The organism is Maricaulis sp. MIT060901 (genome assembly GCF_047123815.1).
Classification (GTDB): domain Bacteria; phylum Pseudomonadota; class Alphaproteobacteria; order Caulobacterales; family Maricaulaceae; genus Maricaulis.
This window is the reverse complement of record NZ_CP138920.1, coordinates 2,532,113-2,544,286: the sequence shown is the minus strand read 5'-3', so window position 1 is coordinate 2,544,286 and position 12,174 is coordinate 2,532,113. Positions and strand designations below refer to the sequence as shown.

9 protein-coding genes are annotated in these 12,174 nt (G+C 61.8%); 5 read left to right on the top strand and 4 right to left on the bottom strand.

Annotated features, from left to right (window positions below; all coding sequences use genetic code 11):
* Positions 1 to 12: 12 nt before the first annotated feature.
* The gene (locus SIC17_RS12455) at positions 13 to 1,410 is read right to left on the bottom strand and encodes an amidohydrolase family protein (protein ID WP_412545567.1); all 1,398 of its coding nucleotides are present in this window, start codon (positions 1,408 to 1,410) and stop codon (positions 13 to 15) included.
* Positions 1,411 to 1,497: 87 nt separating this feature from the next.
* Positions 1,498 to 2,376, bottom strand: a complete 879-nt coding sequence (locus tag SIC17_RS12450) for a helix-turn-helix transcriptional regulator (RefSeq protein WP_412545566.1) — start codon at positions 2,374 to 2,376, stop codon at positions 1,498 to 1,500.
* Between SIC17_RS12450 and SIC17_RS12445 the strand changes: the two genes are divergently transcribed.
* Positions 2,369 to 2,563: a hypothetical protein gene (locus SIC17_RS12445; RefSeq protein WP_412545565.1), complete on the top strand. Its 195-nt coding sequence runs from the start codon at positions 2,369 to 2,371 to the stop codon at positions 2,561 to 2,563. The two genes, SIC17_RS12450 and SIC17_RS12445, sit on opposite strands and share 8 nt — an antisense overlap.
* A 36-nt stretch (positions 2,564 to 2,599) precedes the next feature.
* On the opposite strand, the gene SIC17_RS12440 is transcribed toward SIC17_RS12445, so the two are convergent.
* Positions 2,600 to 3,622 carry a phytase gene (locus SIC17_RS12440; protein WP_412545564.1) on the bottom strand — a complete coding sequence of 341 codons (1,023 nt, stop codon included), beginning with the start codon at positions 3,620 to 3,622 and terminating at the stop codon, positions 2,600 to 2,602.
* Positions 3,623 to 3,854: 232 nt separating this feature from the next.
* Here SIC17_RS12440 and SIC17_RS12435 point away from each other — a divergent pair, with 232 nt between their 5' ends.
* Positions 3,855 to 6,644: a TonB-dependent receptor gene (locus SIC17_RS12435; protein WP_412545563.1), complete on the top strand. Its 2,790-nt coding sequence runs from the start codon at positions 3,855 to 3,857 to the stop codon at positions 6,642 to 6,644.
* A 242-nt stretch (positions 6,645 to 6,886) separates the two neighbouring features.
* Here SIC17_RS12435 and SIC17_RS12430 read toward each other — a convergent pair whose 3' ends face one another.
* The gene (locus SIC17_RS12430) at positions 6,887 to 7,480 is read right to left on the bottom strand and encodes a TlpA family protein disulfide reductase (protein WP_291892393.1); all 594 of its coding nucleotides are present in this window, start codon (positions 7,478 to 7,480) and stop codon (positions 6,887 to 6,889) included.
* Between the two features lie 23 nt (positions 7,481 to 7,503).
* Between SIC17_RS12430 and argH the strand changes: the two genes are divergently transcribed.
* The 3 genes from argH (at position 7,504) to SIC17_RS12415 (ending at position 11,861) form a co-directional block, all read left to right on the top strand.
* Positions 7,504 to 8,931, top strand: a complete 1,428-nt coding sequence (argH, locus tag SIC17_RS12425; protein ID WP_291892391.1) for an argininosuccinate lyase — start codon at positions 7,504 to 7,506, stop codon at positions 8,929 to 8,931.
* Complete coding sequence (gene lptM, locus SIC17_RS12420) at positions 8,928 to 9,083, top strand: LPS translocon maturation chaperone LptM (RefSeq protein WP_291892389.1); 156 nt, start codon at positions 8,928 to 8,930, stop codon at positions 9,081 to 9,083. The genes argH and lptM overlap by 4 nt, the downstream gene beginning before the upstream one ends.
* A 225-nt stretch (positions 9,084 to 9,308) precedes the next feature.
* Positions 9,309 to 11,861: a DUF4175 domain-containing protein gene (locus tag SIC17_RS12415; protein ID WP_412545562.1), complete on the top strand. Its 2,553-nt coding sequence runs from the start codon at positions 9,309 to 9,311 to the stop codon at positions 11,859 to 11,861.
* The last annotated feature ends 313 nt before the right edge of the window (positions 11,862 to 12,174 follow it).

The window sequence follows — 12,174 nt, the reverse complement described above, 5'->3', positions numbered from 1 at the left end:
CGGGCTTTTTTGTCAGCGGGTCAGGACGTGTCCGATAACACGGCGCCAGGTCCTGAACTCCGCCGGGTTCGAGGACACGACCTGTAACTGCGCCAAGTCCTCCGCGTCCAACCAGCGCTGCCCGCGCATCACGCCGACAGGCCGACGCAATACCGCGAAATCCTCCAGCGGGTTGCCCTGCACTATCAGCAGGTCTGACGCATACCCGGCCTCCACACGCCCGATCCGGTCGGCCATGCCCAGCGCTCCCGCCGAGTTCAGCGTGGCAGCCTGCAGGGCTTCAAGTGGGCTCAATCCGGCATCAACCAGCAGTTCGATTTCCTCGGAAACAGAGACGCCGTGCGGGGTCACCATCACGCCAGCATCAGTACCAACGACCAGCTCGACACCCGCCTCGTGCATGTAACCGGTCATCTCGACATAGAAGGCCTGCATGCGGGTACGATCATCGTGCGGATAGCTGGCCCAGTAATCATACCTGCCCTGCTCGAACCCCTGCATCACGGGGCTGAAACTGTGCATGTCCGGACGCGTCACATGCGCACCGTCCGTTTCGACAATCCGCGCCAGATTGTGATGCACGATCAAGGTCGGAGTGACGCGGGAATTTGCGGCCGCCATCTGCTGTGCCAGCGCCCTCGCCATGGCCGGGTCGGTGTTGTCACTCAAGCCGAACCAGACGATGGATTCGGCATGCTCGATTGTCGTGAAGCCACCCGCCAGGGTGTCGGCCATTTCCAGCGGATCTGCCTCTGTTCCCTCGACCGGGTGTCCCGACACGGTCATGCCTAGCTGAGCCGCCTCGTCCAGGATCGCGGCTAGGCTCTCACGGGACAGATTCGAATAGACCTTGAGGTGCCGGAAGCCCGCGCGGTACTGGCGACGAACCGCGGCGCGTGCCCGATCCGCCCCGGCCACGAGGGTCTGCAGGTCGTTGGTGTTACGCCCGTCCCGTTCATTCAGGATCGTACCCGTTGTGATCAGGCGCGGCCCGAGCAACCGCCCCTGTTCGATCTGTTGCGCCATCGGAAAATGAAAGGGCATGCCACCGAGATTGCGAATGGTCGTAACCCCGTATGCCAGGTTCGCCGCCAGGTCCGCCTCATCGAAAACATGCACATGCATGTCGATCAGGCCCGGCAGAACGACAGCGCCTGATACATCGATGCGAGCCGCGCCTGCCGCCACGGCCTCCGGACGTTCGTGGCCCACGTGCCGGATAATACCGTCTTCCACGTAGATGAATCGGTCAACAGCGATCTCGCCGGTGTCGACATCCAACACAGCCGCATTTTCGATCAGATAAGCACCAGGCGTTTCTCGCGCCGGCTTCAGGGCTGCTGGAAAGCCGCAGGCAACAAGCAGAAGAACACTCGTCAGGACAACAAACACGATACGGGGGGAAAACATCTGGCACTCCACTCTGATGGAGGTCCGATATCCAATAGAGGGGCCGTCCTGTCGTCCGGGATCCGGAATCCGGATGTCCGGAATTCGTCACACCTTGCCGGACAGGCTGTCCGAGAAGGCTGACGGGGTCATGCCTGTCTCGCGCTTGAAGACATCATTGAAGACGGATTTGGAGCTGAAACCGGCCGTATAGGCGAGATCGAGAATCCTGCGCCTCTCACCTGAGCGCGCATCCTCGCGCATCATGGCCTGCACATCCTCGATACGCAGATTGTTGATGAAATCATTGAAGTTCCGCCCTGTGGCGGCTCGGATTGCCTGTGAAACCTGGCGCTCCGGCAGGTCTGCGGCCTCGGCAAGTTCTGCACGGGTCAATCGGGGTTCGGTATGCAGGTGCTGGGCCCGAACCACGCGCTCGATGCGCCCGAAAACATCGTCCGGCACCGGCCCGCTAGAAGGTGACACGTCCGCCAGCGGCGCCAGCCCTCCCGGCTGCAATCCGTCAAACACGTCCGCCCGGCGCACGGCAAAGACGATGGTCACAACGGTCAGCAGGAAGGAGATGCCAAGCTGCACCAGATACGCAGAGGAGGACGCCAGCCAGGGCCAGTCCGCGTGCAGCCAGCGCGCATCCATGCGCGTAACGTCAAAGATCGCGTCGAGGACGAAGACGGCGATCACCACATAAATCCTGCGCAATTGAATGGTTTCAGCGTCCGACCGACGGTTCTGGTTGGTCCGGTGATAACGATGCAACAGCCAGATGGCCGCCAGGGAATAAACGACCAGGCTGAACCGCGCTGCATGCTCAACCAGCCAGACCTGTGGCGTCAACGCAAGCCCCAACACGAAAGGCAGGAAATGCGGCCAGTCTGATTTTCGCAGGGATGCACCCGAGAATACCAGCCCGCGCACGAGCAGGTAGAACAGCGCGGGGTAGGCGAGCCGGAAAGCTGGCGTGACCAACCAGATCTCGCGCGTGCCGAGCGATTTCTTCCGCGAGATTGAACAACATCCACAGGGTGGCCATGCTCATCATTGCGGTCGCCGCGTGCAGGCGCGGTCGACCGATAGTCAGAACCACACCGATAAGCGCAATTGCAGCAATGGCGATCTGGAAGAGATTGGCCGGAGCAAGAAACATCCCCGATGACTAGCGTACCCCGGCCAACTGCTAAAGCCCCGAGAGTTATTCCTCGGCGGTGGACAAAGCAGCGCGAATGTCGCGCAGGTCAATCAGCTTGAAATTCTGACCGCCGCTGTCTTCCTCATCATCCTGGACGACAAATACGCCTTCCGGGAACTCCGGGCCGAGCGGGAGGGGAAAGACGTCCAATCCATCTGTGTGGGAAGTGCCATCGAGCGCGCCATCCACGACTGCAAAGCGCAGGGCCGGCTCGCCGGTGTCGAGGTCATAGGTCACATAGCGGCTGTCACCCTGGCTGGAGACAATTAGCCAGCCACCGGCATCGCCGCGCGGAATAATCGCGACGCCCTCGGCATCCGCGACAAGGAAACGTCCGTCCACATCAGCGAAATGGGTCAGTTCGGTACCCGCATCCGGTTCCGCGCCAATGCTCCAGAGCGCAACGTTCTCCTCGGCGATGTAGAGGCGCCCGGTCCGGTCATCAGCGACACAGCCCTCCGTCGTGGAGCCCGTCGCGAAACGGCGGACCTCGGTGCCCGAAATCACGCCCTCACCCTCATACCGCAGCAGAAGCTGCACCACCGTACCCGGCTCCTTGTCTGTCAGAAAAGCGTAGAGCGCGCCGCTCTCGCTCTGATAGAGACAGGCACCATAAGGGTCCGCGACATCAGCGACCGGAATGGTCGGCCAGGCCTCGACATGGCGCGTTTCCGGGTCGATCAGAAAGACAGCGAGACCGATATTGGTGCGGTCAGACGCCACCGCGATATCCCGGCGTGGTCCCGGAAGTGCGAAATCATATCGCAGATCAACATTGTTCACGCGTCCCGCCGGAATATGCTGCGCGATGCTGCCATCAAGATTATAGGCGTAAAGGCCAGCCTGTTTGTCCGTGCCCAGGACCAGGCTGTCGAGCGGGTCGGGCGCTAGCCATATCGTCGGATCATCTGCCGCATCGCCGCTCGAGGCGACGGCGACAGTTTCGCGAACCGCGGTGATCTCAACCGCCGGCGCACCGCTGCAAGCGGCCAGAAATCCCAGTCCAAAAATCGCTAACAGACGCATGACATCCCTCCTGTCTGCGCCCGCCATAACACTCGGAGCGAAAGAATTAAATGACTGATATGGCGACATTTTTATGACGATTTGATGCAAGTATGCCGCGTCACGAAAGTGATATTGATCTGTCACCCAATCGAGACGCAAATGCCATCGGCGTGTCATGCAAGACGATCAATAGACCCCCAACTTCGCCCGGCTCGGGTGCGGTGATTGTTATCCGATTTTGGGGGTCCCAATGAGAAAATCACTCTCCATGCTTGGCACGGCATCCGTGCTGGCGCTTGCCACTGCTGCTTCCGCACTCGCGGGCGGCGTATCCGGTCGTGTGACCGACGCATCTGAAACGGTTGGTCTGAACGGCGCCACCATTCGCGTGGTCGAAACCGGCCAGACCGCTACGGCTGGTCGTGATGGCGAATTCCGCATCGCTGGCCTGCCGGCCGGCCAGTACACGCTGCGCGTCTCCTATGTCGGTGCTGACACGCGCGACATCACCGTATCCATCCCGACGGACAGCGCTGTGGCGACCCAGAACATCGCTCTGGGTGACGATGTCTCGGTTCGCGAAAACATCCTGGTCATCGGCCAGCGTGGTGCGATCAACTCCGCCCTGTCCCGTCAGCGTTCCAATGACGGTGTGATCACGGTTCTCTCGTCCGACGCCATCGGCCAGTTCCCGGACGAGAACGTTGCCGAGGCCGCGCGCCGTGCGGTTGGCGTCAACGTCCTCAACGACCAGGGTGAAGGCCGCTTCGTCTCAATCCGTGGTGCGTCTCCGAACCTCGTATCGGTTTCCGTCAACGGCGTACGCCTGACCTCTCCGGAGGCGGAAGACCGCCAGGTCGGCCTGGACGTCATCGATGCTGATGCGCTGTCCAGCGTCGTAATCCACAAATCTCTGCTGCCGAACATGGACGCAGACGGCATTGGCGGCATGGTCGAGATCGAGACCGATAGCGGCCTGAACGTTGACGGCATGCGACTGCGCGGCCGTGTCGCCGGCCTGTTCTCCTCGCTGGAAGACGAGTTCGGCATGCGTGCATCTGCAAACTATGCCGACAACTTCATGGATGGCCGCCTCGGCGTTGCGGCTTCCCTGTCCTACCAGGAACGCGTTTTCGGCTCCGAGAACATGGAAGTCGATGGCGAGTGGGACGAGGAAGACGGCATCTACTTCCCGAACGAGCTGGAGCTTCGCAATTACGAAGTGACGCGTGAGCGTACGACCGCGAACCTGAACTTCGATTTCCGCGCTACGGAAAACCTCAACCTTCACCTGCGCACGACTGCGTCGGAGTTTTCCGACCAGGAATATCGCTCGCGCATGGAAGTGAAGTACGAGGACGGCGACTTCCGCGATGATCTGTCATCCGGCACGCTGGCCGTGTTCGAAGCCACCGATTTCGGCATCGACCGTGACATCAAGGACCGACTGGAAACCCAGTCCATCTATGCGACTGATTTCGGCGGCGAATACTTCATGGGCGACACGACGATCGATTTCGGTCTGTCCTATGTCTACTCCGAAGAGGAAGAGCCGAACCGCATCGACACCGAGTTCGACAACGGCTTCGAGAACAGCGAGATTTTCGGCGTTGATGGCGCCAACCCGCTGCGCCCGTCACTGCGTTTCGGCCTCAATACCGATGAGCAGGCCTTCTACGATCCGTCCAATTATGGCCTCGACAAGATCGAGCTGACCAACGGCATTTCCATCGACCGCGAGTGGGCCGGTCAGATCAATGTTCGCCGTGACAACAACTGGTTCGGCGTTCCGGGCTACGTGCAGGCTGGTCTGCGCTTCCGCAATCGCGACAAGAAATATGATGGCGACCTGGAAATCTGGGAAGACGAAAATGACGTCTTCGACCTGACCCTGGCTGATTTCCCGCGCACAGTTGATTACGGCCTGGCCGATATCGGCGTGACGGGCAATCCGTTCACCATCCGTGACTTCTTCTTCGCCAACCAGAACCAGCTGGTCCTCGATGCTGGCGACAGCACGATCGAAAGCCAGGTTGCTGACTACAACATGGAAGAAGACGTGTTCGCCGGATACGTCATGGGTTCCTGGGATATCGAGAACCTGCGCATCACCGGTGGTGTCCGCGTCGAGCAGACCGATGTCTCCACCTTCGGCTATCAGCTGGACGAAGACTCTGGCAATATCGAGCCGGTCACCGCGTCTGATGACTACACCGACGTGCTGCCGAGCGTTCTGGCGCGCTACGAAGCGTCTGAAAACGTGATCCTGCGTGCGGGTTACTACACCTCGATCCAGCGTCCGAACCCGAATGAATACGCACCGCGTATCTTCATCAATGACGACAATGAAGCTGAGCTGGGCAATCCGTCCCTGGAACGCCTGGAAGCCCAGAACTTCGACGCCGCCATCGAATGGTATCCGAACAATGACAGCGTCGTGTCCCTCGGATACTTCTACAAGGATCTGGAAAACGTCATCGGTGAGTTCTCCACGGACGATCCGGCTGAATACCCGGCCTTCGTGAACAGCCTGGTTCCGGGCGTGTCCGAAATCGAAACCTACATCAACCTGCCGCAAGGCGAGATCAGCGGTTTCGAATTCAACCTGCACACCAGCCTGGATGAGTTCCTGCCGGTTGACGGTTTCCTGGTCGGCTTCAACTACACCTGGACTGACAGTGAAGCGACGCTGGCTGATGGCCGCGTGGTGACCCTGCCGGGGCAGGCTGAAACCGTCTGGAACGCCATCTTCGGCTATGACAACGGCCCGTGGGATCTGCGCGCTGTCGTCACCGAACGCTCTGACTATCTCGACGAGATCCGCGGAGATGTCACCGAGGACCGTTTTGTTCTCGAACACCGCCAGCTGGACCTGTCCGGTCGCTACAGCTTCACGGACCATGTCCAGGCCTTTGTCGAAATCAAGAACGTCACCGACGAACCCTATGTGGCGGTTACCCGCCCGGACGGCATCGACCGCCTCGAACAGTTTGAGAAATACGGCTGGTCCACCGTCATGGGCTTCCGCTTCACTTACTGAGGCGTACAATCCCTGTCAGAACGATCTGACAAAAGACCCCGGAAGCAACCGCTTCCGGGGTTCTCTTTTTTATGTCCTGCATCGTCTCAGAAGCATCTTCAAACCGTCACACATCCGTCGCGGTGGGACCTTAGACACAGCGCCGACCCGATCCTCCCCGAACGGGCTTCAGGCTCGATTATCCCTCGGCTTGAGATTCCAACTTCAGCCGCTCCCGCCGGGAGCGGCTTTTCTTTTGTGTCTCAGCGTGCGCCGTGGAAACGGATCGCGGCCTCGATGAGGCGGATGGCGTCCGCATGATCCCACTCGGCCGGTGCTGGCAAGCGACCGATCTCGCGACCATTGGCATCATAGAGAATGGACATGGGCAGGCCGACGGCACCGGTCTGGGCCATGGAGCCGAACGTGCTGTCATGAATCAGCGGGAGATTTTCCAACTCCATGTTTCGCAGGAAATTCTCGGCATCCTCCATGCGGCGATCCATGGAAATGGTGACGACCTCAAAATCCTCACCGCCCAGGGCTGTCTGCAGATTGCTCAGCGCGGGCATTTCCTCGACACAGGGCGCACACCAGGTGGCCCAGAAATTCACCAGGATTACCTTGCCGCGATAGTCCGACAAACGGACCTCGCCCCCGTCCGCACCGGTATAGACGACCGTTGGCTGCGGCCGCGGTTCCGGCTCGCTGCGGAAGGCACTCATGTGACCGTTGGCATAACTGTCCAGGCTTCCGTTGCCGCCACTGTCCATCGCCGAGAATACGACGTATAGGATGGCGACCACACCGATCAGCGGCATGATGATCAGGCCGGCTTTCAGCGGTGAAATATTCATCTCGAACTCCTTGAGCAAGTCCAATGGCAGACGACAACTCCCCGACCAGCAAGACCGGCACGAGCGCAATGTGGGGCGGCCGTTTCAGCGGCGGCCAGAGCGACATCATGGAAGCCATCAATGCCTCCATCGATATCGACCAGCGCATGGCTGAACAGGACATTCAGGGTTCCCTCGCCCATGCTGCAATGTTGGGCGCAACCGGGATAATTTCAAGCGAGGATGCAGCGGCAATCCAGCGCGGGCTGGAACAGGTTCGTGAAGAGATCCGCGCGGGCGGCTTTGCCTGGTCCAAGGCGCTGGAAGACGTACACATGAATGTCGAGGCGCGTCTCAAGGAAATCATCGGCGAACCCGCCGGTCGCCTGCACACGGCGCGCTCGCGCAATGACCAGGTAGCGACGGATTTCCGGCTCTGGCTGCGCGATGCCTGCGACCGCATCGATGCCGGCCTCGCCGCCTATCAGCATGCCCTGGTCCAGCAGGCGGAAAAACATGTCGAACAGGTCATGCCCGGCTTCACCCATCTGCAAACGGCCCAGCCCGTCTCCCTGGCTCACCATCTGCTGAGTTATGTCGAACTGGCCGAACGCGATCGAGGCCGTTTCCGCGACGCCCGCAAACGCCTGAATGAGAGCCCGCTGGGCTGCGCCGCCCTGGCTGGCACGGCCTTTCCCATTGACCGCGATATGACTGCAGAAAAACTGGGTTTTGACCGGCCGATGGCCAATTCGCTGGATGGTGTAGCCGCCCGGGATTTTGCCCTGGAAGTGCTCTCCGCCGCCTCGATCTGCGCTGTGAACCTGTCGCGCTTCGCTGAGGAGATCGTGTTGTGGTGCACCAAGCGCTTCCAGTTCGCGACCCTGTCGGATGCCTGGTCGACCGGCTCCTCCATCATGCCGCAAAAGCGCAATCCCGACGCCGCCGAACTCGTGCGTGCCAAGCCGGGCCGCATTATTGGTTCCCTGACCGGCCTGCTCACCGTCGTGAAAGGCCTGCCACTGGCCTATTCAAAAGACCTGCAGGAAGACAAGGCGCCGACCTTCCAGGCCGTGGACGATCTGGAACTCGCCCTGGCCGCGATGGCCGGCATGGCCGCAGATCTCAGCTTCAATGCCGACGCGCTGGAGGAAGCGGCCGGTGAGGCCTATTCCGACGCGACCGACCTCGCCGACTGGGTCGTGCGCGAACTGGGTCGCCCCTTCCGCGACGCCCATCACATCTCCGGCTCCATTGTCCGTCTGGCAGAAGAAAAGGACGTGCCCCTCGCCGAGCTTTCGCTGGAAGAGATGCAAAGCGTCGACAAAGCTATCGACGAAAGCGTGTTTTCAGTGTTGAGTGCGCGGGCATCCATGAACAGCCGTACGAGTTTCGGTGGCACTTCGCCGACGCGTGTACGCGAACAGGTCCAGGCCTGGACCCAACGCCTTGCCGGAGAAGAAGTCCGATGAAACGCGCCGCCACTTTCACCCTCGTTATCCTCAGCACCCTCGCTGTCGCCGCCTGCGGCCTGCGCGGTGATCTGGAACGCCCGGAGCCTCTGTGGGGCAATCCGGCGGATTACGAACAGGAACAGCGCTCCGAAGAGGATGATGAGGGCTAGGTCATCCTCCCCACCGGGGAGGTGGCTCCGCCGGAGCCCTGGCGAAGGCGGAGACGGAGGGGCCGGAGGGCGTGAGCCCGTAGGCAAGCTCGCTACGCTAGCCCCCTTCGCCTCCACTGCGTTCCGGCACTTCCCCGTGGGGGAAGATCAAGGCATTTCCTTACTCACCAAAACGTAATGCGTTTGACGCTGTCGCTGGCAGGCCAGCGTGCTAAGTTTTGCTGCATGCGTCGTCGTACGAAACTTATCGCAGCCATTGCATTGTGCTGGGAACGGGCCGCACCCGTCCTCTGGCCGACCTTTGCTGCGCTGTCGGTTTTCGCCCTCATGGCCCTGCTGGGCGTGTGGGAGACTTATGGCGACCCCTGGCGTGCCCTCTCCGCGCTCGCCCTGATCGCCGGTGCGGTCTGGCTGACACGACCCGGTATTCGCGGCTTTGCCTGGCCGGATGAAGAAGACATTACCCGCCGCATCGAGGAAGACAGCGGCATCTCCGCCCGTCCGCACGAAGCACTGATCGATCAGCCTTCTGACGATGACCCGGTCGCCCTGTCTGTCTGGAAAGCTCACCAGGAGCGCATGGCCCGGCGGCTGCAATCCGCCTTTGCCCGCCGCCCCAAGGCGGCCTGGGGCATGCTGGATCCGTGGGCGCTGCGCGGCATCCTCGCCGTCAGCCTGTTGAGCGCCTGGTTCATCGCCGGCCCGACTGCCCGCGATCGCCTGGGCGAGGCTTTCGAGCCTGCGCTGATGGATGTCGATGCCGGCGAGATCACGCTGGACGCCTGGATCGACCCGCCTGCCTATACAGGCCGCGCACCGATTTTCCTGGACGCTGACGAGACCAGTGCCGACGTGCCCCAGGGCGCAACCTTCATCGCCCGCATCGCCGGTAGCCGCCGCAGCCCGCGTGTCACCCAGCAGACGTCGGAAGGTCGCGAGCGCGCCGAGGTCAACGAGCTGGGCGATGGTGTCTGGGAAGCGCGCGTCGTGATGCAGGAGAACGGCTCCGTTCGACTGATTTCCGGCTCCACCCGACGCAGCTGGACGCTGGATGTTCTGGCCGACACGCCGCCACAAGTCCGTATACTCGACATCCCCGAGGCCACCGCGGACGGCGAGCTGGATCTGCAATTCTCCGTCGTCGACGATTACGGTGCCACTGCCTACGCACTTGAACTGCGCCCCGAGGGCGAGCGCGATGCAGAGTGGGACCGGCTCGAAATCACACCCTCTGGCATTGCAACCATCGAGGCGGAAGGCGCGACACGGACCCTGCTTGAGACCGCTCAACACGCGCTGGCCGGGTCGCGTGTCGATATTCGTGTTTTGGCCGAGGACGCCGCCGGCAATGTCGGTCGTTCACCCGAGCTGGCCACCACCCTGCCCGAACGCGTTTTCCTGGATGCGCTGGCCCGCGCTGTTGCCGAACAGCGTCGCGAGGTTCTGCTGACCACGACTGCCTATGCACCTCTGGAAGATCGTCCGGTGATGTATCGCGAAGAGATTCCGCCGGGGCCGGCCTATCTGGCCGAGGAACCGGAACGGCGCATCGAGCGAGCGCCGGAAAGTCTGCAACGGGTTGCCCTGGCGCTGGACGCGATTTCCGATGCGCCGCGCTATTTCTTCGACGATCCGATTGTCTATCTCGGCCTGCGCGAGGTGTTGCACCGCCTGCGCCGCGCCCGTGACCGCGCAGACCTGGGCACGATCGAAGATGATCTCTGGCAAATCGCCCTGCGCGCCGAGCTGGGCTCGCTGGCCGATGCCGAGGCTGCCCTGCGTGCTGCTGAACGCGCCCTGGCTGAAGCCCTTGCCCGCGGCGCGGACGAAACCGAGCTGGCAGCCCTGTTCGAGGCCTTTGAACAGGCGATGGAAAACTACATGGCCGCCCTCGCCCGCGAAGCCGTCCAGGCTCAGAATGAAAATGAAGGCGGCGGCGGTGAAAGCCTCAACAATGAAGCCCTCCAGGCCCTGCTCGACGCCCTGCGCGATGCAGCCGAGCTGGGCAATACTGCCGATGCCCGCCAGGCGCTCGCTGCGCTGAGCGAACTCCTGCGCAACATGGAAATGCAGATGGGCCAGGGCGGTGGTGAAGGCAATCAGCCAGACCCGGTCACCGAAGCCATCCAGGAAGCCCTTGAAGAGCTGGGCGACATGATCGGCGAACAGCGTGACCTGCAGGACCAGACCTTTGGCATGCAGCAGGAACAGCAACAAGGTGGCCAGCCGCAAAGCGGTCAGTCCGGTCAGGGCGGCGAGCAGAGCGGTGATATCCCCTCCGGTCTTGCCGAGAACCAGGATGGCGGCGCGGCACGGTCCATGGAACTCGCCGACATGCAGTCCGAACTGGCCGAACAGCTGCAACGCTCGCTCCAGGCCCTGCCGGAAGGCGCTGACCAGTCCGCCGGTGATGCCGCCAGCGCCATGCAACAAGCCGAGGAGGCCCTGCGCCAGGGCGATGCCCAGGCTGCTCTCGATGCCCAGGAAGACGCGCTTGCCGAGCTGCGCGCCGGCGCCGAACAGCTCGCCTCCGACCTGCTGGAACGTTTGGCAGAACAACAGGGCCAGGATGGCCAGGGCGAAGACGGCCAGGAAGAGGACCCGCTGGGTCGTCCGGCTGAAGGATCATTTGCCGACGGCCAGGGCGTAGAAATCCCCGACGAACTCAGCCGCGCCCGCGCCCGCGAAATCCTCGAGGAACTCCGTCGCCGCGCCGCCGAAGCCGGCCGCGAACAGGACGAGCTGGACTATATCGAACGCCTGCTGGACCGGTTCTAGGTTTCGAAGCCCGGAGGGGAACAGCCCCATCCGGCTCGCTACGTCGCCGCTTCCCTCCTTTAAATTTTGATGCGCCTCACGGCGCGCACCCACTCCACCATTGCTCCGCAATGGTCCCCCTCGCCCATCAAGGGCGAGGATGGCTATGTCGCGGATGGAGATTCATCCTTTCCCTTGATGGGAAAGGTGGCCGCGAAGCGGGCGGATAGGGTGCGGCCCAAAGGGCCAACTGAAAAACTCGAACACACCCTACAGGTTTGCTCAAAAAACGGCGTCAGCGGTCATGGCAAACTGGGCGGAAAATGGGATGGGA